The sequence below is a fragment of the Thalassospira sp. A40-3 genome (assembly GCF_015871485.1).
Classification (GTDB): domain Bacteria; phylum Pseudomonadota; class Alphaproteobacteria; order Rhodospirillales; family Thalassospiraceae; genus Thalassospira; species Thalassospira tepidiphila.
Map to the genome: position 1 here is coordinate 3,057,333 of NZ_CP065428.1, position 20,185 is coordinate 3,077,517.

Genomic DNA, 20,185 nt, shown 5'->3' on the forward strand with positions numbered 1-20,185 from the left:
TCATTTCCAGCTTTCAGAGACACGGGTTTTCGTGCCGCATCGCACGGATCGAAAACCCGTTGAGTCTGCATGGTTTTGCGGGTGCTAGCAATCCTGAACATCAACAAGCAGACGTCCCTGCACCTGCCCTTTGAGGATCTTCTCCCCCCATGGCAGAATATCGGACAGTGCAACTTTCGTTGTTGCAGATTGCAGTTGATCCTTCGGCAATTCGCGCGCCAGGCGCTGCCAGGCACGCACGCGCGTCTCATAGGGACACATGACCGAATCAATCCCGATCAGTTTCACACCACGCAGCAGGAACGGGATAACAGTTCCGGGCAAATCCGGACCACCGGCAAGACCGCAGGCGGCAACAACACCATGATATTTCATCTCGGAAAGAACGTGGGCAAGCGTCGTGCTACCGACACTGTCGATTGCCCCCACCCATCGTTCCGTCAGCAGAGGTTTGCTGGTATCGGTCAGTTCATTGCGATCAATGATCGTACTGGCACCGAGATCACGGAGATACTGATGCGTTTCGGCGCGTCCCGTCGATGCGGCAACCCGATAGCCAAGCGCAGAAAGTATTGAAACAGCAACAGAACCAACGCCCCCGGCAGCCCCGGTCACAAGGACTTCGCCATCCTGCTTTGTCGACACACCCTGATCTTCCAGTGCCATGACTGCCAGCATTGCGGTGAAGCCCGCCGTGCCGATTGCCATTGCCTGTGATGCATCAATTCCGGCGGGCAACGGAACAAGCCAATCGGCCTTCACCCGTGCAAGCTGGGCATAACCGCCCCAATGGGCTTCACCAACCCGCCAGCCAGTCAGCACAACTTCATCGCCGGGCTTATAACGATCATCGGCTGATGAAACGACTTCGCCAGAAAAATCAACGCCGGGCACATGGGGATACGTGCGCACAAGCCGTCCTAATCCGTTCAGGACCATGCCGTCCTTATAATTGAGAGTTGACCATTTGACCCGAACCAGCACTTCTCCTGCGGGCAGGTCATCTGTCGTCAGGTTCTTGAATTCTGCTGTAACGCTTTTTTCTTTCTGGTCCAGAACCAGTGCGCGAAATGATTCAGCCATGGGATCCTCCCGATCTGTTCGGATGATCGATCAAGAGTATGGTGCCCACCACCGTGCGTCAAACACGCAGGTTACATCCGACAAGAGGGATTGATCAATCAGCCGCGGGAACGCTTGCAGGTTCAAGCGAGGTATCCGTACCCCCCAAAACCGCAACAGCGATGACCACAATCGCCAGAATGCCGAGATAGACCAACAAGCGACGCGACGTGGGCTGTTTTTGCAAGTCGTCCCGGACCACTTCACATTGCACATAGTCAGGCAGGCTTCGATAGGACAGCCATCCCAACAAAGGCACGATCACAAGATCATCCAACCAGCCAATCCCGACCAAAACATCGGGCAGGAAATCAACAGGACTGACCAGATAAACCAGACCGGTCAGTAATAGAAGCTTGGATTTCAGTGCCACATCTTTGCGCATCAAAGTGCGCAACAGGTTGGGTACGATCATCCAGACCGAAGCTTTTCTCAAAGGCAGTTAACCGTTTCAACGATGCAGTGGCGTGACATAGGCAGAGTAAGCAATCCGCATTGCGCGCGCAAACTTTTCACGCTGCTCAGCACTGGTCGCCTGCTCAGTCACATCAACCCCAATTGATCCGCAATCAATCGTACATTTGGCATAGACAGTGGTCGGGAGCTTGAATTCATATGTCGCGCCCAGTGTCGCACTTTCTTTCAAGGGCAGCGCCTTAATCGATTTCGCGTGTAAATCATTCGGCGGTACAGTCATCCATGCCAGCAACAATGCAAAACCAAGAACCGCCAACATCGCCAGTTTATCAAGATACAGCATCACTCATGTCCCAACAGCATATCTGTTAATTGTTATTTGCAATTAAGAAATGCCGGAGCGAGTGATTTGTTCCCGTAAAAGTTAAGACGTCTTAACTTTTTTGAAAACTGGCGAGTGTTTCGAAAACGTCCGGGCAAGGCGCATGCCCGAGAACATTCGCCTGATGCCAAAGCGCATAGAACAGCAAATGCCAACAAGCCGCACCTTCACGTTTGCCCGGAGTGTCGAAAAGTTTTTCCACCCTGTCGGCATCTGCGATCTCGATAATGCCTGCCTGCCGGGCGACCAGCGGTCCCAACTCCTTGCCACGCGCTGCAATCCATTCTGAAACCGGAACCGTGAAGCCGCGCTTCTTGGCAAACGGCTTTGCCATCGGCAGACAGCGTTCCAGCCAACTGCGCAACAGGAATTTGCCAACGCCCTTTCTGACCTTGAGGCGGTCGGGAAGTTGGTAGGCGAACTCGGCGACAACCGGATCAAGGAACGGTGTGCGCCCTTCAAGACCGTGCGCCATCAGCATGCGATCAAGCTTGAGCAACAAATCATTGGGCAACCAGTCGGCGCAATCCACGGCCTGAGCAATCGCCAGACGCGACCGTTTCCCCCGGCTTTCACGACTTTCGGACGCTGCAATGCCATCGCGCCACCCCTCCAGAACACCGGGCCGCAAGACATCGATCTTATCGAACGTCCCCTTGGAGCGCATCACACGACCGCCCAGTAAAAAGGGGCGCATGACCGACCGGTACCGACCGTAGCCGCCAAACAGCTCGTCACCACCCTCGCCCGACAGCACAACCTTGAAATCGCGCGCGGCTTCCTTGGCTAGCTTGTAGGTCGGAAGAATGGCATAATCCGCTGCCGGATCATCCATTCGCGCAGCCACCTCCGGCAATAGCGTCCAGAAGTCATTTTCGGAAAACATCACTTCGATATGGTTGGCGTTGCATGCCTTGGCGACCTCTCGGGCGAGTTCGCGTTCGTCATGCACACTGCTGGCTTCAAACGCTGCAGTATAGGCCGTTACCGGTCTCTCATTAAGCCGGTGCATCATACCAAGCAAGGACGCACTATCGACCCCGCCCGACAGGAACATGGCATAATCGACATCAGATCTTTGGTGTAGCCGAACCGATTCCTCGAACACCCGGTCCCACTCATAAAGCGCACTTTCCAGATTATTCCCGGTCGCACCTGCATCACTGAGAACCTGACGACGCCGGCGCTCGACAATCCGTCCGTTTTTCAAAACGATGGTTTCACCGGGCTGCAGTCGTTTGATCCCATCAAGGATCATGTCCGCGCCTGTGGTGAATTGCACCTGAAGCAACTCGTACCGGGCATCCTCGCGTACTTCCCGACCAACAAGGCCGGCAGCGACCAATGCCTGCGCTTCGGACGCGAATGCGAAATATTCAGGGGTTTCAACGTAATATATCTGCTTGATACCAAACGGGTCGCGACACAGAACGACCTGATTATCGACCACATCATGAATGGCAAAGGCATACATGCCACGCAACTGATCAAACCCGCCAATACCATCGCGCACGAATTTGCGAAGCGCAGTCTCGCTGTCTGAATGGGTTTTAAAGCCCTCTTCACCCAGATTTTTTCTGAGCTCCAGATAGTTATAAATCTCACCGTTGGCGATCAAAGCACTACCATTTTCGTGGTAAAGCGGCTGGTCACCAGTATTGAGATCGATAATTGCCAAGCGTGTCTGGATGAAACCGACGGGGCCTTTGATATAGCGCCCGTCACCATCTGGTCCGCGATGCCCCAATGCATCACGTAAACGATCAAGGATTTCAGGATCAAGGGATTGCTTGTCCTTGGCGATATAACCGGCAATTCCGCACATTAAGGTGCAACCTCGTCAAAGAAAGCCTTATATCGCGCGACCACGACATCCTCGGTAAAGTTGGCATCAAAAGCCGCACGCCCATTTGCCGACAATGTGTCTGAAAGCGCCTTATCGTCAAGGACTGCGCGTAAATCAGACGCCAACGCAGAAACATCTTCAAGTGGAGACAGCAATCCGCTCTCGCCCGCTTTGATCAATTGCATTGGTCCCTGACTGGCCTGTGCGACAACCGGTTTGCCGTGAGCCCATGCCTCAATCACCATGTTGCCGAGCGGTTCATGTCGCGAAGAGGCGCAAAAGACATCACAGGTCGCAAAGAGATTGGCCACATCGCGACGCCATCCCAAAAACCGGACACGATCCGCCACACCACATTCGGCGGACAGTTTCAGCAGCCCGTCCTTGAGATCGCCTGCCCCTGCGATCCAGAGATACGCGCCGGGGACATCAACCAAGGCCCTGATCAATGTATCGAAGCCCTTGTTTTCGTGAAGGCGGCCCAGCCCAAGAATTAGCGGTGCGTCGTTTGGAGTGTTGAATTCCAACCGGTCAAGCTGTGTGCCTGGTTTTGCGTCTACAAAGTTCGGTAGATAATGGGTCCGCTCAGCAGGCCACCCTTCACGCACCAGATAGTCACAAATATCGCGCGTGTTGCCAATCAGATGATCGCAATCACTGAAGTTCTTGAGCTTGTAATAACCGCCAAGCCGGGCGACCTTGGTGAAATTGCCTGACGGCGTCATCCGGCTGGCACGGTTCATCCAGCTCAGAACGATCTTTGGCTTGTGCTTTTTGATCTGCTGGCGCAACGCCCACGGAGTTCGCAAATCAAGACGCCCGCCAAAAGGCAGTTCATCAAATGAAACACTATTTTCGGCGAGAACGGTGTTCCGGCCTTCATTCGGCCTCACGATACAATGTTGATCGATGCCAGCCCGCTGAAAACCGCAGGCAAGACGCACAAAGAACTCCTCCGCGCCGCCAAATGGGCTTCCGGCCATGGTTTGCAGGAGCATGGTCATTGGCAGTTCTCCGATGCGCCTTTCTTACTCATCGTCATAGCGCGCCTTGAGATAGGACACCATCGGGAACAAGGCGGCCAGCAACGCGATCAGGAAGCCCAACCCACCTTCCTTATATCCCTTGCGCGACACAAAACAGCGCCAGAAGCGCGAGATGATGCGGCGGAAGTTGTGGGCGAAACTGCCAATCTTTCCGGTGGCCCGCAGGTCGGCAGCGCGTGCAGATGTATAACTGTCAAATCGACGAATCATGTCTGAGATGTTGCGATCAACAAAATGAACCAACGCACCATCAAGCCGAGGGCCTTTTTTACCGGTCAGCTCAAACGAGGGATGAACCCGCTCGTCCCCCCAGTTCTTGCAACCCTTGCGATAAAGCCGCCAAACAGCAGACGTCCCGAAGGATGCCCCCCAACCGTAACGCACAAGGCGCTTCCCGACATAATTGTCGACCGGAATCAAGAATGAGTCGAACTTGTCCGAAAGAACCGCTTCAGGAATGGCCGCTGCCAGCTCTGCATTTATATGCTCGTCGGCATCAAGTTCGAATATCCAGTCGCCACTTGCTTCGGCTATTGCGCGGTTGCGGCGGTCGCCTTCAATGTTCCAGCTACCGACGACAGTTTTGGCCCCAAAGCCCTTGGCGATGTCTTCGGTTTTGTCAGTACATTTATCGCAAATTACGACGATCTCGTCTGCAAAAGTCACTTTTTCAAGGCAGGAAGGAAGTCTTTCCTCCTCGTTATGAGCACAGATCACGACTGAAATACGCGGTTTTTTATCACTCATCGCCGATTTCCTGATTGCGATAGTCTTTAACTAATTGAATTGCCGCCGCGACAACTTTGGCAACCGGCAAGGTTTCCATCAAATTTTCTTTCGATAGGTAACTTTCACGGTTGGCCATGATTTTGTCGAATGACCATTCCGTGCGCACCGCCCGTCCCCATTTCGAACAAGGGCCATAATGTTCCTCACGCGACGGGCCAAAAAGCCCGAGTGTCGGTCGCGTAGAGGCAGCTGCCATGTGCATAAGGCCGGAGTCATTGCCAATATATAGATCGGCTTTTTTCAGACAGGCCATCACAGTCAAAAGATGCTCTGTTCCAAATATTTCTACGCGTCTATTGGGCGGAATACTCTCAATAACAGGCAAGGACGAATCACGCTCACTCGGCGCCCCGACCAGAAGCACACGCGCATTCTCAAGCACAGCACCGGGCTTGGTCAGTTCGGCAATTGTTTCTTCAAACCGTTCGGGATGCCAAGTCTTACCAATCCAGTTTGCAGATGGCCCGACAGCCAACAACGGCTTGCCATCGTCAGGGATGAGCTCTTTCGCGCGCGCCTCATCCTCAGGACGGGTCCAGAGAACTGGTAACGATGCAGGTTCAACACCAATCAATTTTCCGAGCTGTTCAACACGATGCAAATCATCGTCGTTACCCGGCAACACCACCCGCGTCTTGCCCGGCAACACATAAGCCGTTGCACTTCCGCGCAGGTCGACGATGATGTCCCACCAGTTCAGGACAACCGATTTCCAGAGCTTCCACCAATGGCCGCCGCGTTTTTGCTTTGGCATTTTGATGATGCGTTCGAGGTTTGGAACGCCCTCGAAAATCGGTGCAGCAACCGGGCCGCAGGCGACCGTCACACGGATACCGGGATAGGTTTCGACATAGTGGCGCAAAACCGATGTCGAAAGCACCGCATCGCCGAGGCGATTTGAGGTAATGAACAGCAGGCGCACGGCTTACAGTTTCTCCAACTCGCCAGCGACATGGATCCATTCGCGGCGATCATTGCGTGCGGCTTCGGATTGGCTGGCAAAGAAGGACCGGTCGGTCAGAAGCTGAGACGTGATATTTCCAAACGCGGCCTCGTCCGGAACGATGTAGCCCGTCTTGCCATCCTCAACCCGGCTTTTGGCAATCCCGCCATAGGACACAACCGGCGTTGCAGCCCCCAGCGCATCGACAATCCACTGCCCGACATGATCCGTCCCGTACTTGCCGTGATGCAGGAACGCACGCGCATTGGCAACGGTTTCGGCCATGTCGGCCTCTGGTTTCGGATGATGGACCCGAACCCCCTTGTCGATGGCGGATCGCACCATATCAAGCAGGTCTTCAGATACACTGTCATTCTCGCCTGCCATGGCGCTAAACAGGTCATAGGCATAGACTTCGAGGATCGCGTTCGGCGCCTTGGGCGCGACATAGGTTTCCCAAATGCGAATGATCTGGGCGATCCCGGTCGAACTGTTGGCAACCGTCACCGCCAGTTCGTCGCGCGATTCAAACGCCCAGTGCATGTTCGATGCCATGACAAAGGATGTTGTCGCACCCGGTTTGACCACGATCGGCTTTTTGGCAAGGTCGGCATCAAAGGCCTTTGCCTGCGCATCATCGGTAAAGATGACCTGAACTTTCTTTTCCTGCAGCACCAGACGCACATCATCGGCATTCAGTCGTGCCGGATCGCCATCGAACCAAAGTGCGACAGTCGCACCCTCGGGCACCGAAGCGTGGCTGAGCAATGCCGGATCACGCCAGACAATCACGGTATTGACCGCATCACCGCCAAAGGGCGGCAGTTCGGCATCAATCTGTCGCCAGGCAACGCCGTGCATGTCCTTGTCGATGCCGCCATTGCGGCGTGCTTCGACCTTGTGACCACGGGCAACAAGGGACTCAGCCAAGGCAATGAAAGCGCGCTGGCATGTTCCGAGCGGACGGGCTTCGCGATCCTTGGGATCAAAGCCGATGGAGTGATCAAGCATCAAGATTTTCATAAGTTTGGTTCTATCCGTTCGACGGCGTTTTATGAAGGGTTTTCTTATAGCTTACCCACCCTGCCTCCGCACAGACAGGTCTTGCGAAATTTGTGTGATTGCCCCACATTTCGCCCAAACAATTCCGATTTACCGGAGCCATAAATATCATGAGTGAGACTTTTTACGCCCTTTTGCCGGATCGCGCGGTGATCCGTGTCAGCGGCCCGGATCGGGTCAGCTTTCTGCAAGGGCTGGTATCAAACAATATCGAAACCATTTCGGCCGAGAAATCCGGCTATGGCGCGCTTTTAACGCCGCAGGGCAAATTCCTGTTTGATTTCTTTGTCTATCATCAGGATGAGGACAGTCTGCTGATCGAATGCGAGCGCGGCGAGAATGGCGAGCGTGCGGCCGAACTGTTCAAAAAGCTTCGCATGTATAAACTCCGCGCCAAGGCAGAACTATCTGATGTCACCGACAGCTACGACGTCATTGCCGTCTTTGGCAAGGATGCGCTTTCCGCCCTGTCGCTGGATGCAACACCCGGTACGACCGCACATATGGCCGATGGCATCAAGGCGGTTGATCCGCGTCTTGCCGAAATGGGCGCACGTGTTCTTCTGCCGAAAAATGCGCTGATCGAAATGGCCGCAATTGGTGCCGAGGAAAGCGATATCGAAACCTACCATGAAATGCGCGTTTCACTTGGCATTCCCAATGGCAGCGAGGAACTGGAAATCGAGAAATCAATCCTGCTTGAAAATGGCTTTGAAGAGCTTGGCGGTGTCGATTTCAAGAAGGGCTGCTATATGGGTCAGGAGCTTACCGCCCGGACCAAATATCGCGGTCTTGTGCGCAAACGTCTGTTGCCCGTCAAAATCGACGGCCCGGCGCCGGATGCCGGCACGCCGATTATGAATGGCGACAAGGAAGCGGGGATCATTCGATCTGTCCACGGTGACCATGGGCTGGCAATGATCCGGCTTGAGCGGGTTGAGGGCGATGCAGAGCTCACCGCAGGCGATGCAAAGATCACGGTTTCTGTTCCCGATTGGGTTCAGTTGCCGGAAAACGCAGCCTGATCTCGGCGCCCGAAGTCAAATTTACGTTTCGAACGGGTCCCGCCTTGCGGGGCCCGTTTTCGTTAAAACCTGTTGCAACGCCGCAAAAGCCCCTATGTTAAAAGAAAAGCAAAATCGGGAACTGCGATGAAACTGTGGAATAGGGTCCTTTCTGTCCGGGGCTTGATGGCCGCGCTTTGCGCGCTTGCCATGGTGCCTGCTATGGCCGTGGCACAGCAAGCTGCACCGGGCCTAAGTGACGTGCCTGTTTCAGATATGTCGATTGCCGAGGCCGAAAAGGAAATGGCCACAATCACCGAGGCCTATAACCGCAAGGGTCATCAGATCAAACAGATGGCGCTTGGTACGCTGCTTCGATTTTATCCGCAGAAGATTGTGCCGTGTGGCGCCATCGTCACCAATGTTCGCGACTGTCTGGACAATCACTGGCCTGATCTTAAAGACTATCCTGGGCACTTTCTTGGGCCGAATGAAAAACCGGCACTGAGGCCCACAATCGAACAGGCCCGCATGACCGAGGAAAACTACCTCGATGCGGTTGAACGGTTGAACATGTTGCTGCGTGCCGTGCGCTATGAAAGTACGCTTGCGCCCGAAGAACGTTATCGTCTTCAGCTTGATGCCGTGATTACCCATCTGACAGAGATGCGCGAGGCGGAATATCACAATCGCCTTCTTTACGAGAAGCTTTTCAAGATCGGCGGCATCATCTTGCTGCTTCTGGGTCTATCAGTTGGCGGGATGCTGGTGATGAAACACCATGCCCAGCGCAACGATCCATCATCACCATCAGGCAAAAAATAACGGCAACGGGATGCCCGTTGCCGTATTTGTCTTCATTCAGAAATCGAGTTCACATGCGGCGATTACTTGCCAAGCACTGCCTGGGCAGCGGCAAGGCGCGCAATCGGCACGCGGTACGGGGAACATGACACGTAATCCAGTCCCTGTGCCTCGCAAAAGGCGATGGATGCCGGGTCGCCACCATGTTCACCACAAATGCCAAGCTTGATGTCCGCGCGGGTCGCACGACCACGTTCGGCGGCAATACTGACAAGTTCGCCAACCCCTTCCTGATCAAGCGATACGAACGGATCACCGGCAAAGATATCCTTGGAGATATAAGTATCAAGGAAGCGCGATGCGTCATCACGTGACAGACCAAAGGTCGTCTGGGTGAGGTCGTTGGTGCCGAAGCTGAAGAATTCGGCTTCTTCGGCGATTTCACCCGCCCGAAGTGCTGCACGCGGCAGTTCGATCATGGTGCCAACCAGGTATTTCAGTTTGGCATCCTTTTCGTCTTCGACCTGGGCGGCAACCTTGATGATCGCAGCTTTGAGGATTTCGAGTTCCTTCTTGCCGACAATCAGCGGGATCATGATTTCCGGAATGACCGGATCGCCACCATCCTTGGAAACCTCGATCGCGGCTTCGAAGATGGCGCGGGCCTGCATTTCATAGATTTCCGGATAGCTGATGCCCAAACGGCACCCGCGATGGCCCAGCATCGGGTTGGCTTCGGCAAGATCAAGCAAGCGGCGCTTGACGATGGCTTCTGACACACCGGCGGCCTTGGCCACGTCGGCGATTTCGGCATCGCCATGCGGCAGGAATTCATGAAGCGGCGGATCGAGCAAACGAATGGTAACCGGAAGCCCCTTCATGATGCGGAACAGGTCGATAAAGTCCTGACGCTGATAGGGCAGAAGCTTTGCCAGTGCGGCACGACGGCCCTTCTCGGTTTCGGCCAGGATCATTTCGCGCATCGAGACAATGCGTTCCGGATCAAAGAACATGTGTTCTGTACGGCAAAGACCAATGCCCTCTGCCCCGAAACCACGTGCGGTTTCGGCTTCTTCCGGGGTTTCGGCGTTGGTGCGGATTTTAAGGCGACGCAAGGCATCGGCCCATTCCATCAGCTGCGAGAAATCACCCGAAAGATCGGGCTTCAGGGTCGCAACTTCACCCAGCATGACTTCGCCCGTGGCACCGTCAAGGGTGATGACGTCCCCTTCTTTCAGGGTCACGCCGCCAGACATCATGGTTTTGTTGGCATAATCGATCTTAACCGCACCTGCACCGCAAACACATGGCGTACCCATGCCACGTGCAACCACGGCTGCGTGGCTGGTCATGCCACCGCGTGATGTCAGAATACCTTGGGCGGCATGCATGCCGGCGATATCTTCGGGGCTGGTTTCGATACGCACCAGTACAACCTTGCGGCCCTTGCCCGCCCATTCTTCAGCGGCCTCGGCAGAAAAGACGATCTGGCCCGATGCCGCCCCCGGCGACGCCGGAAGGCCCATACCAACGACCTTGCGATCTGCTTCGGGGTCAAGGGTCGGGTGCAGCAGCTGATCAAGCTGTGCGGGATCGACGCGTCTGATCGCATCTTCCTGGGAAATCACGCCATCGCGGCACATTTCAACTGCGATCCGCAATGCGGCCTTTGCCGTGCGTTTACCTGCACGGGTCTGGAGCATGTATAGCTTACCGGACTCAACGGTGAATTCCATGTCCTGCATGTCGCGGTAATGGGATTCAAGTTTTTCGCGGATATCGCAAAGTTCCTTGAAGACAACCGGCATGGCCGCTTCCATCGAAATCAGGTCCGAACCGGATTCCTGTTTTTCGATTTCCGTCAGCGGGGCTGGTGTGCGGATACCGGCAACCACGTCTTCGCCCTGCGCATTGATCAGGTACTCGCCATAGAAACGGTCTTCGCCGGTCGACGGGTTGCGCGAGAAGCAAACGCCAGTCGCGCAGTCATCGCCCATATTGCCAAAGACCATCGCCTGCACGTTGACCGCCGTGCCCCAGCTCGCCGGGATGTTGTGCAAACGGCGATAGGTATTGGCACGCGCATTCATCCAGCTGCCAAACACCGCACCAATCGCGCCCCACAGCTGTTCGCGCGGATCTTGCGGGAAGGGTTCACCCAGTTCGGTTTTGACTTTTTTCTTGAACGCCTCGACGACTTCGGCCCAGTCATCTGCGCCCATATCGGTATCAAGGCTGACACCCTTGTCTTCCTTGACGGTCTCAAGGATGTCTTCGAAGTGATAGTGATCAACGCCCAGCACGACATCGCCATACATCTGAATGAAACGGCGGTAGCTGTCATAGGCAAACCGACGATCGCCTGACACTGTTGCCAAGCCTTCGACCGTCTCGTCATTGAGGCCAAGGTTCAGCACCGTGTCCATCATGCCGGGCATGGATGCCCGGGCACCGGATCGGACGGAAACTAAAAGCGGGTCCTTGGCATCGCCAAACTTGCGACCAACAACTTTTTCGACAGATGCCAGTGCGGTTTCGACCTCGGCATTCAGACCATCGGGATAGGCGCGGTCATTGTCATAAAACGCCGTGCAGACTTCGGTTGTAATGGTAAAGCCGGGCGGGACAGGAAGTCCGAGATTGCACATCTCGGCAAGGTTGGCCCCCTTGCCGCCCAGAAGTTCACGCATATCCGAACGGCCCTCGGCGCTACCGCCACCGAAACCGTAAACCCATTTGGTCATCTTGCCTTTTCCTCATCTGGTCGAGGCCCCGATGGGCCTCCCCGGATGGGGAAAGCCCCGCAACCTTGACCTGTTTTATGATTCGATTTTCGAGAAGTCGGCAATATCGTGCAACGCTGTGCGAATTTGTGCCAACAGCTTCAAGCGGTTGGCACGTTCGTCAGCATTGTCGCTATTGACCGTAACCTTTTCGAAGAATGCATCGACCGGTTCACGCAACCGCGCAAATTCGGTCATTGCCGCGGCATAGTCCTCGTCACGCAGAAGTGGCAAGGCCTTGTGCCGGACATCAATGAGCGCCTCATACAGCTTGCGTTCTTCTTCCAGGCTCAGAAGGTCGGCGGAAACGTCCGCTTTATAGGACGTATTGTCCTTTTTCTCTTCGATGCGCAGGATGTTTGACGCACGCTTGTATCCGGCCATCAGGTTGACGCCGCTTTCGCCAGAGACAAAATCGGAAAGCGCTTCAACACGGGCCAACAGGCGGACAAGATCGTCCTCGCCATCCAGTGCAAACACGGCCGACACCAGATCATGGCGCACACCCTGTTCACGCAGATGGACTTTCAGGCGGTCTGCAAAGAAGGCCAGAAGGTCTTCAACCGCCTCGTCACGACGAATGGTTGCCGGGTACTGGGAAACCGCGAATGCAAACAGACGCCGCAGCGGCAAGCGCAATCCGTTTTCCAGAACCAGACGAATGACACCCAGTGCCGCACGACGCAAAGCAAACGGGTCTTTTGAACCGGTCGGCTTTTCATCAATCGCAAAGAACCCGGCAAGGGTATCAAGTTTCTCAGCCAAGGCGAGCGCGACCGAAACCGGTGCCGTCGGGCACATGTCCGACGGGCCGGCCGGTGCATAATGCTCGGCAATGGCGTTGGCGACTTCCGGGGCTTCGCCGTCATTTTCGGCGTAGTATTTCCCCATCAGTCCTTGCAGTTCGGTGAATTCAAACACCATCTGCGACACCAGATCGGCCTTGCCGATTTCTGCTGCGCGGTCGGCCAGTTTGACATCACAGCCCGGAATTTCCGCAGATACTTCACGCGCAAGACCGCGCAGGCGCAGAACGCGCTCTGCCAGCGACCCAAGCTTGGCATGGAAGACAATGTTATCAAGTTTCGGCAGACGCGATTGCAGCGTCACTTTTCGATCCTGATCCCAGAAGAACTTGGCATCATGCAAACGGGCACGCAAAACACGCTCGTTCCCGGCGATGATTTTTGCGTTGTTGTCTGCGGTGATCATGTTTGAAACCGTGATGAAGCGCGCGGCAAGCTTGCCAGCCTTGTCTTCGACCACGAAATATTTCTGATGTTCACGCATGGAGGTTTCAAGAACCTCGCGCGGGATATCCATGAACTGGTCATCGACCTTGCCCATGACCGGAACTGGCCATTCGACCAGACCGCAGACTTCTTCCAGAAGACCATTGTCTTCCAGAAGTTCAAAGCCCTCGGAAGCGGCAAGTTTCTTCGCACCCTCAAGGATGACCTGCTTGCGCTCTTCACGGTCAAGCATGACCTTGGCCGCGCGGAGCTTTTCCTTGTATTCGGCCGCGTTCGATACGCTGAATTCAGCCGGGGCAAGGAAACGATGGCCGCGGGTGGTATCGCCTGCGGTGACCGGACCATAGGTGACCGGAATGATCTTGCCATCAAACAGGCAAAGAATGCGGTCAAGCTGGCGCACCCAACGGATTTTCTGATCTGCCCAGCGCATGGATTTCGGCCAAGGCAGTTTGTTCATCGCATCTTCGATGATGTCCTTGATGACTTCGGACGCAGCACGGCCTTTCTGTTCGACAATGGCAAACAGGAAGACGCCCTTGGGCGTTTCGCGCTTTTCACACTGATCAAGGGTCACACCATTGCCCGCAAGGAAGCCATTAATGGCCTTTTCCGGTGCATCGGCACGCGGGCCACGGCGTTCTTCGCGCAGGTCAGGCTGCTTTTCCGGCAGACCATCGACAATCAGGGTCAGGCGACGCGGGGTTACCAGTGCTTCGACCTTATCGAACCCAAGGTCGGCGGCCTTCAGACCATCGGTGACCAGTTTGGTCAGGTCTTCGGCTGCACGCGCCTGCATGCGGGCCGGGATTTCTTCGGAGAACAGTTCAAGAAGTAATTCGGCCATGACTTATGCCTCCTCGTTCAGATGGCCACGCGACCGCAGCCACGCCTCGCAGCAGGATTTCGACATGTCACGAACACGGCCGATATAGGCCGCACGTTCGGTCACGGAAATCACACCGCGCGCATCAAGGAGGTTAAACAGATGGGATGCCTTCATGGCCTGCTCATAGGCCGGCAGGGCCAGACCGCGTTCGATATTCACCGCACACTCGGCCTGTGCATCCTTGAAGTGCTGGAACAACATTTCGGTGTTTGCGACTTCAAAGTTATAGGTCGACTGTTCTTTTTCATTCTGAAGGAACACGTCGCCATAGGTCACGCCAGCGCCGTTGTAATCGAGGTCGTAAACGTTTTCGACGCCCTGAATGTACATCGCCAGACGTTCCAGACCATAGGTCAGCTCGACCGGGACCGGATTACATTCAAAACCACCGACTTGCTGGAAATAGGTGAACTGGGTGACTTCCATACCATCAAGCCACACTTCCCAGCCAAGGCCCCATGCGCCCAATGTCGGGCTTTCCCAGTCATCCTCGACAAAGCGGATGTCGTGGGCCATCGGGTCAATGCCCAGATGTTTCAGCGAGCCAAGATACAGATCCTGCGAATTGGCCGGTGACGGCTTCATCAGCACCTGGAACTGGTAATAGTGCTGCAGACGGTTGGGGTTCTCGCCGTAACGACCATCGGTCGGGCGCCGCGACGGCTGCACATAGGCTGCATTCCAGGTTTCCGGACCAAGCGCGCGCAGGGTTGTCGCGGTGTGGAAGGTACCGGCACCGACTTCCAAGTCATAAGGCTGCAGGATGACACATCCCTGATCAGCCCAATAGCTTTGCAGTCGAAGAATGATTTCCTGGAATGAAGGGGGACGTTGCGACCCGTCGAGCGCCATGGCGCGAACTCTCTATTTCTGTTGTCTGTAAATTTAGTGCGGCAAGCTACCGCCCTGCCCCCGCGCGGTCAAGAAGGCAAAAGCCCTGAGACGCGCTGAATTTGCAACCCTTGTATCCCGCCCTTCGCGATCATGCCGCATTGCAGCAACATTGATCATCGATTATCGGGAAAAATCCAAGTCAAATTCGCGCGGATTGCCCCAAAGTCGAATGCAGCACAGGCGCTTTGATCAGAACCCGGCTTTTATCGCTGAAACGGCTTACGTATCACAGCGATGCGCATTGCCTTCGGCATGGTACACGCCGCAATGCGGGCATTTTTCCAGTTCATGGGCAATCGGCTTGGTTTGCTTTTTCTTTTCCTGGCCGGTTTGCTTGGGCTGTTCGTTGCTTGAAACCTGTTTGCCGCGATTAAACAGCTTGAAGCCTTGCCAGACGACAACGATGATCAGCGCGGTGAAGAGGATTTTCGAAAAACTCAGCATATCAGGTCCCAAAGCACGGATTTATCTGCGAGATCTGTCGCAGGCATGTCGTTCTTATATTGAAGTTTGATCGAATTAGAAACCGGGCAATGCCATAGGGTTGCGCAAAAGGGTATCGGTTTGCGGCAAATAGGCCCCGCCTTCGTCGTGCAAAACGATCCCGCGCCGCATGGTTAATGGCGACGCAACGCCTTTACGCGCCGAGACGATCACACGCAGGGGCGCCTCGGCATCCGCTTTGCTCCAGATCGGATAAACTGTCATGTCACCGGCCCGTCCATGCAACAGACCAATGATCCGGTCCAAATGATCGGCACGATGTACAAGCGTAATCCGTCCCTTTTGCCGCACCATCTTAAGACAAAAGGCAATCCAGTCCTTGAGGTCTGCGGTGCCTTCCTGATGGGCCTTCGCACGGCTTTCATTACTCGGCCGCGTGCCTCCAGCATAATAGGGCGGGTTGGAAATGACCTGATCAAAGCTTTCAGCCACCAGCGGCAGGCGACCATCATTGATGTCGCCATGAATTGGGGTCACACGCCCCGCCAGATCATTTTCCATCACGTTGCGGCAAAACAGCGCATACAGATCGTCTTGCAGCTCGACACCAGTCACCTTCGCCGTTTCCAGACGACGGGCAACGCAAAGCCCGGCTGTGCCGACAGCCGCACCGACATCAAGGATCTTTTCATCACGACGGGAATTGATCGAAACCGATGCGGCCAGCAACACAGCATCCACCGCCGCCCGATAGCCGTCGACAGGCTGCTTAAGCACCACCGATCCGCCAAGAAGAAAATCATGGCTGATGCGTTCTTCTGGGAAGTCGGGCACTTCAATGCGTGTGGCTGCATTCACCATCGATTTTCCTGATCTGTCGTTCTGATCTGATTGACCTGTTACTCGGACGGCATCGCGTCCGACGCATCACGCTTTGCGTTATGCTCATCCAGTTCGCGTCTGGCAACATCAAGAACGTATTTCGCACGACTTTCCGCATCACCATCCACCATCAGACGCCGTGGCAAGGCACCGATCGATCCTTCGATGATGCTGGCGTGGTAGTCAAAGATATGGCTGTCGATGCCCTCATCGGCCAACACAGCCTGTGCCCAGCTCAGTTCGATGGGATCGTTACTGCGAAAAAGTTCGATCATCTGCATTTTCCTTCAAACTGTGATCTGGTCTTGCATACGTTCTGAAATAAGAAGAAATCCAAAAAACGATAATATCTCTATAATGTAGGCGTTTGCGGTGATGGTTTTCAAAACCTGTGCGATAAAACTGTGAATTGCCAACGATCAGGCGTGTGTCTGCACCGCATTTGTCCACTTGACCACAACAGCTTGGCCTATCTATGTTGAGGCCGCCTGCTGTTATTTGCAATCTTCGCCCACGCAGGCAGCGAAGATGCCATTTGAGAAGTCGGAATACAGCGTGACCAATACCGCACCGCAGCCAAAGACTCAGCCGAGCCTTGATTCACTGGTCAACCTCGTTGATGGCGACATGAAGCGCGTCAATCAGGTGATCATCGACAACATGCACAGCGAAGTCGCCCTGATTCCGCAATTGGCCACCCATCTTGTCGCGGCGGGAGGCAAACGCATGCGCCCGATGCTGACACTGGCATCGGCACGGCTTTGCGGATATGGCGATGGACCGCATGCTGTGGACCTTGCGGCCTGCGTTGAATTCATTCATACCGCGACCCTTCTGCACGACGATGTCGTCGATGAAAGCCAGCTGCGCCGTGGTCAGGCATCGGCAAATGCGCTGTTTGGCAACGAAGCCAGCGTTCTTGTGGGTGATTTCCTGTTTGCGCGCGCCTTTGTCGTGATGGTCAAAACCGGGTCGCTGAGGGTTCTTGATATTCTGGCACAGGCATCTGCCGTCATTGCCGAGGGCGAAGTTCTTCAACTTTCGACCGCCAATGACATGGGCACCTCCGAAGAGGCCTATCTCGAAGTCATCACCGCCAAGACCGCAGCGCTGTTTGGCGCGGCATCCCAGATTGGTGCGGTCATTGCCGAACGTTCGGCCGAGGATGAAGAAGCACTTCGTCTGTATGGCATTTACCTTGGCACCGCGTTCCAGTTGATTGACGATGTTCTGGATTATTCCGCCCATCAGGCAACCCTTGGCAAGACCGTTGGCGATGATTTCCGCGACGGCAAGGTGACGCTTCCGGTGATCATTGCCTATGCCAATGGCGATAAAGACGAAAAGGCCTTCTGGCGTCGCTGCATGGAAGATCAGGACTTCCAGGATGGCGATCTGGATCGTGCGCAAACGCTGATCCGCAAGTATGATGCACTCGATGCATCAATGGATCGCGCCCGCGAATTCGGCGAAAAGGCGATTGCCACCCTGTCACGTTTTGACGATGGCGCGATCAAGGATGCAATGATCGAGGCGGTCGAATTCTGCATTTCGCGCCCATACTAATCGATATTCCCGTTGCGCATGCCGGGGTCACACCCGGACGGCGCAAAAATATCTTGCGTCGCCTGCGATAAACTATTATCACCCGGCTTCGCAGAATGACGGAGCGTAGCTCAGCCTGGTAGAGCACTGTCTTCGGGAGGCAGGGGTCGGAGGTTCGAATCCTCTCGCTCCGACCATCATTCAAAGGCCCTGAAACGTTTATGCGTTTCGGGGCCTTTTGCGTTTCAGTCAAAGATGCGTCGCGCCCTCATCACCTGCAGAGGCAGGATTTTCAATCGCTTGTTAAACTGCCCGTCCCGCGCACGCCTACACTGACATTTTTTCCGCCAAAACGACCGGTTTATGCTTGATCCACGCCAAAAGAAGGGATAAACCTCCGCCCACTGACGGAGCGTAGCTCAGCCTGGTAGAGCACTGTCTTCGGGAGGCAGGGGTCGGAGGTTCGAATCCTCTCGCTCCGACCATCAGTCGGGCGGTCTTTCATTGAAAGGCCGCCCGTTTTCGTTTTCAAACGATTTCTTCCCCTGTCTCACGACGAAAATGACGCCATCTGCTGCATTTGCAATATCGCAAGACAGCATCGTTCGCCGGGATTGCGGCAACAATCGCCCAGACATCACCCTGGCGTCACACAGAATCCCGGGCACGAATCCCCCCACAGTAATTAGGGTGATAAAACCAAAATCCCCTAAGCCGCGGCGATCATGCAGCTTTTTGACCCGGAATTTTCAAACGGCATGAATGAACGCCAAATGCGCATTCCCGTGCGGAATTCCTGCTTTCCACGCCTGACACGAAGTTTTCTTTTCGCACTGCAAAAGGATATTTTCTTTCGCAAACGGTGAAACAAACTTGCTCATCCTTGCGAAATACGCTTATGCTTCGCCCTGCAACATAAAAATCGGGGAGAATACCACCCAATAATAAAAGCAAAAGGTGGTGGTCGGCCTCACGTGGTATTACCAATTTCGGACTTCTTAGGGAGGAAGACGAATGACTTTTTCTAAAATGCTTAAATCCGCAACTTGTGCGGCCGTTCTTGCTGCGGTCGCGGTTGCGGCAGTACCTTCTGATGCGGATGCTCAGGATCGCGTTCGCTGGAAAATGGGCTCGACCTATCCGGGCAGCCTGACCCAGCTTGGTACGCTTGGCAAACGCGTCGACGAGAAGATCGACCAAGTTTCTGGCGGCAATATCAACATCAAATTCTATGAGCCGGGCGCACTTGTGCCGGCACTGGAAGTTTTCGATGCGGTTTCGACCGGCTCGATTGATGCCGCCTTCTCCACCCCGGGTTACTGGGCAGGTAAGGTTCCGGCCCTTCAGCTTTTCGGTGCCGTTCCGTTCGGCCCGCAGGCGGGTGAATATCTGGCATGGGTCAAGTTTGGCGGCGGCCAGGAAATCTTTGACAAGCTTTATGCCGAACATGGCATCAAATCGCTGTTCTGCGGCCTGATCGCACCGGAAGCATCTGGTTGGTTCTCCAAGGAGATCAATTCGCCGGAAGACCTTAAGGGTCTGAAAATGCGCTTCTTCGGTCTTGGCGCGAAAGTGATGGAAAAACTTGGTGTTTCCACCCAGCTTTTGGCAGGTGGCGACATCTATCCGGCACTTGAACTTGGCACGATTGACGCGACCGAGTTCTCCATGCCGGCGATTGACTTGAAACTCGGCTTCCACCAGGTCGCGAAGTACTACTACTTCCCGGGTTGGCACCAGCAGTCGACCCTGTTCGATCTGATGATGAACAAGGAAAAATGGGATGCGCTTTCCGATACCCAGCGTGCCCAGATCGAGTCCGTCTGTAACGACAACCTTGCATATGGCTTTGCAGAAGGTGAAGCGATCCAGTTCGACGCCCTGAAAGAACTTCAGGAAAAAGGCGTGAACATCAAGAAATGGTCGCCGGAAATGCTCGATGCCATGCGTGGTGCCTGGGAAGAAGTCGCAGCCGAGCTCTCAGCTGAAGATGCGAACTTCAAAATGGCTTATGAAAGCCTCCAGAGCTTCCGCGAAAACTACAAGATCTGGAAAGACATCGGTTATCTCGATTAATCCA

General features: G+C 54.8%; 18 protein-coding genes and 2 tRNA genes. 6 read left to right on the forward strand and 14 right to left on the reverse strand.

All coding sequences use genetic code 11. From position 1 onward, the window contains the following. Positions 1-84: 84 nt before the first annotated feature. The 8 genes from IT893_RS14140 to IT893_RS14175 all read right to left on the reverse strand — a co-directional run bounded on the left by IT893_RS14140 (position 85) and on the right by IT893_RS14175 (position 7,568). Positions 85-1,083: an MDR family oxidoreductase gene (locus IT893_RS14140; protein WP_197145548.1), complete on the reverse strand. Its 999-nt coding sequence runs from the start codon at positions 1,081-1,083 to the stop codon at positions 85-87. Between the two features lie 94 nt (positions 1,084-1,177). Further along, on the reverse strand, positions 1,178-1,537 hold the full coding sequence (locus IT893_RS14145) for a YkvA family protein (RefSeq protein WP_197145549.1): 360 nt from the start codon (positions 1,535-1,537) through the stop codon (positions 1,178-1,180). Between the two features lie 36 nt (positions 1,538-1,573). After that, a complete protein-coding gene (locus IT893_RS14150) occupies positions 1,574-1,882 on the reverse strand; it encodes a hypothetical protein (RefSeq protein WP_197145550.1) in 309 nt (102 codons plus the stop codon). A gap of 91 nt (positions 1,883-1,973) precedes the next feature. Next, a complete protein-coding gene (gene asnB / locus IT893_RS14155; RefSeq protein WP_197145551.1) occupies positions 1,974-3,746 on the reverse strand; it encodes an asparagine synthase (glutamine-hydrolyzing) in 1,773 nt (590 codons plus the stop codon). Beyond that, positions 3,746-4,771, reverse strand: a complete 1,026-nt coding sequence (locus IT893_RS14160) for a glycosyltransferase (protein ID WP_197145552.1) — start codon at positions 4,769-4,771, stop codon at positions 3,746-3,748. Before IT893_RS14160 ends, asnB begins: the two co-directional genes overlap by 1 nt. A 24-nt stretch (positions 4,772-4,795) precedes the next feature. Further along, entirely contained in the window at positions 4,796-5,560 is a 765-nt protein-coding gene (locus tag IT893_RS14165) for a glycosyltransferase family 2 protein (RefSeq protein ID WP_197145553.1), read from the reverse strand. Then, entirely contained in the window at positions 5,553-6,356 is an 804-nt protein-coding gene (locus tag IT893_RS14170) for a glycosyltransferase family 9 protein (protein WP_252723962.1), read from the reverse strand. The genes IT893_RS14165 and IT893_RS14170 overlap by 8 nt, the downstream gene beginning before the upstream one ends. A gap of 171 nt (positions 6,357-6,527) precedes the next feature. Further along, positions 6,528-7,568 carry a glycosyltransferase gene (locus IT893_RS14175; protein ID WP_197145555.1) on the reverse strand — a complete coding sequence of 347 codons (1,041 nt, stop codon included), beginning with the start codon at positions 7,566-7,568 and terminating at the stop codon, positions 6,528-6,530. Positions 7,569-7,717: 149 nt separating this feature from the next. Here IT893_RS14175 and IT893_RS14180 point away from each other — a divergent pair, with 149 nt between their 5' ends. Further along, the gene (locus IT893_RS14180) at positions 7,718-8,632 is read left to right on the forward strand and encodes a folate-binding protein YgfZ (RefSeq protein ID WP_197145556.1); all 915 of its coding nucleotides are present in this window, start codon (positions 7,718-7,720) and stop codon (positions 8,630-8,632) included. Between the two features lie 165 nt (positions 8,633-8,797). Then, positions 8,798-9,436, forward strand: a complete 639-nt coding sequence (locus IT893_RS14185; protein ID WP_197145557.1) for a hypothetical protein — start codon at positions 8,798-8,800, stop codon at positions 9,434-9,436. A gap of 62 nt (positions 9,437-9,498) precedes the next feature. Here IT893_RS14185 and ppdK read toward each other — a convergent pair whose 3' ends face one another. From ppdK to IT893_RS14215, 6 genes are all read right to left on the reverse strand, one after another. Beyond that, a complete protein-coding gene (gene ppdK / locus IT893_RS14190) occupies positions 9,499-12,159 on the reverse strand; it encodes a pyruvate, phosphate dikinase (protein ID WP_197145558.1) in 2,661 nt (886 codons plus the stop codon). A 75-nt stretch (positions 12,160-12,234) separates the two neighbouring features. After that, positions 12,235-14,298 (reverse strand): glycine--tRNA ligase subunit beta, encoded by a 2,064-nt coding sequence (glyS, locus tag IT893_RS14195; protein ID WP_197145559.1) that lies wholly within the window; start codon positions 14,296-14,298, stop codon positions 12,235-12,237. A gap of 3 nt (positions 14,299-14,301) precedes the next feature. Continuing rightward, the gene (locus tag IT893_RS14200; RefSeq protein ID WP_008891808.1) at positions 14,302-15,192 is read right to left on the reverse strand and encodes a glycine--tRNA ligase subunit alpha; all 891 of its coding nucleotides are present in this window, start codon (positions 15,190-15,192) and stop codon (positions 14,302-14,304) included. Between the two features lie 261 nt (positions 15,193-15,453). Further along, positions 15,454-15,678 (reverse strand): hypothetical protein, encoded by a 225-nt coding sequence (locus tag IT893_RS14205; protein WP_064779554.1) that lies wholly within the window; start codon positions 15,676-15,678, stop codon positions 15,454-15,456. Positions 15,679-15,753: 75 nt separating this feature from the next. Further along, complete coding sequence (locus IT893_RS14210) at positions 15,754-16,539, reverse strand: tRNA1(Val) (adenine(37)-N6)-methyltransferase (protein WP_197145560.1); 786 nt, start codon at positions 16,537-16,539, stop codon at positions 15,754-15,756. Positions 16,540-16,577: 38 nt separating this feature from the next. Further along, positions 16,578-16,835, reverse strand: a complete 258-nt coding sequence (locus IT893_RS14215; RefSeq protein WP_197145561.1) for a DUF2007 domain-containing protein — start codon at positions 16,833-16,835, stop codon at positions 16,578-16,580. 253 nt (positions 16,836-17,088) lie between these two features. Here IT893_RS14215 and IT893_RS14220 point away from each other — a divergent pair, with 253 nt between their 5' ends. The 4 genes from IT893_RS14220 to IT893_RS14235 all read left to right on the forward strand — a co-directional run bounded on the left by IT893_RS14220 (position 17,089) and on the right by IT893_RS14235 (position 20,181). After that, positions 17,089-18,126 (forward strand): polyprenyl synthetase family protein, encoded by a 1,038-nt coding sequence (locus IT893_RS14220; RefSeq protein ID WP_197145562.1) that lies wholly within the window; start codon positions 17,089-17,091, stop codon positions 18,124-18,126. A 99-nt stretch (positions 18,127-18,225) separates the two neighbouring features. Beyond that, positions 18,226-18,302: transfer RNA gene (locus IT893_RS14225), tRNA-Pro, on the forward strand. 211 nt (positions 18,303-18,513) lie between these two features. Beyond that, a tRNA-Pro gene (locus IT893_RS14230) sits at positions 18,514-18,590 on the forward strand. A 529-nt stretch (positions 18,591-19,119) separates the two neighbouring features. Next, positions 19,120-20,181, forward strand: a complete 1,062-nt coding sequence (locus IT893_RS14235; protein ID WP_174713873.1) for a TRAP transporter substrate-binding protein — start codon at positions 19,120-19,122, stop codon at positions 20,179-20,181. The last annotated feature ends 4 nt before the right edge of the window (positions 20,182-20,185 follow it).

Bases quoted from the DNA above. Each gene is read 5' to 3' on its own strand.
- IT893_RS14140 (WP_197145548.1), bottom strand. From the start codon at position 1,083: ATGGCTGAATCATTTCGCGCACTGGTTCTGGACCAGAAAGAAAAAAGC.
- IT893_RS14145 (WP_197145549.1), bottom strand. From the start codon at position 1,537: ATGATCGTACCCAACCTGTTGCGCACTTTGATGCGCAAAGATGTGGCA.
- IT893_RS14150 (WP_197145550.1), bottom strand. From the start codon at position 1,882: ATGCTGTATCTTGATAAACTGGCGATGTTGGCGGTTCTTGGTTTTGCA.
- asnB (WP_197145551.1), bottom strand. From the start codon at position 3,746: ATGTGCGGAATTGCCGGTTATATCGCCAAGGACAAGCAATCCCTTGAT.
- IT893_RS14160 (WP_197145552.1), bottom strand. From the start codon at position 4,771: ATGACCATGCTCCTGCAAACCATGGCCGGAAGCCCATTTGGCGGCGCG.
- IT893_RS14165 (WP_197145553.1), bottom strand. From the start codon at position 5,560: ATGAGTGATAAAAAACCGCGTATTTCAGTCGTGATCTGTGCTCATAAC.
- IT893_RS14170 (WP_252723962.1), bottom strand. From the start codon at position 6,356: ATGCCAAAGCAAAAACGCGGCGGCCATTGGTGGAAGCTCTGGAAATCG.
- IT893_RS14175 (WP_197145555.1), bottom strand. From the start codon at position 7,568: ATGAAAATCTTGATGCTTGATCACTCCATCGGCTTTGATCCCAAGGAT.
- IT893_RS14180 (WP_197145556.1), top strand. From the start codon at position 7,718: ATGAGTGAGACTTTTTACGCCCTTTTGCCGGATCGCGCGGTGATCCGT.
- IT893_RS14185 (WP_197145557.1), top strand. From the start codon at position 8,798: ATGGCCGCGCTTTGCGCGCTTGCCATGGTGCCTGCTATGGCCGTGGCA.
- ppdK (WP_197145558.1), bottom strand. From the start codon at position 12,159: ATGACCAAATGGGTTTACGGTTTCGGTGGCGGTAGCGCCGAGGGCCGT.
- glyS (WP_197145559.1), bottom strand. From the start codon at position 14,298: ATGGCCGAATTACTTCTTGAACTGTTCTCCGAAGAAATCCCGGCCCGC.
- IT893_RS14200 (WP_008891808.1), bottom strand. From the start codon at position 15,192: ATGGCGCTCGACGGGTCGCAACGTCCCCCTTCATTCCAGGAAATCATT.
- IT893_RS14205 (WP_064779554.1), bottom strand. From the start codon at position 15,678: ATGCTGAGTTTTTCGAAAATCCTCTTCACCGCGCTGATCATCGTTGTC.
- IT893_RS14210 (WP_197145560.1), bottom strand. From the start codon at position 16,539: ATGGTGAATGCAGCCACACGCATTGAAGTGCCCGACTTCCCAGAAGAA.
- IT893_RS14215 (WP_197145561.1), bottom strand. From the start codon at position 16,835: ATGATCGAACTTTTTCGCAGTAACGATCCCATCGAACTGAGCTGGGCA.
- IT893_RS14220 (WP_197145562.1), top strand. From the start codon at position 17,089: ATGCCATTTGAGAAGTCGGAATACAGCGTGACCAATACCGCACCGCAG.
- IT893_RS14235 (WP_174713873.1), top strand. From the start codon at position 19,120: ATGACTTTTTCTAAAATGCTTAAATCCGCAACTTGTGCGGCCGTTCTT.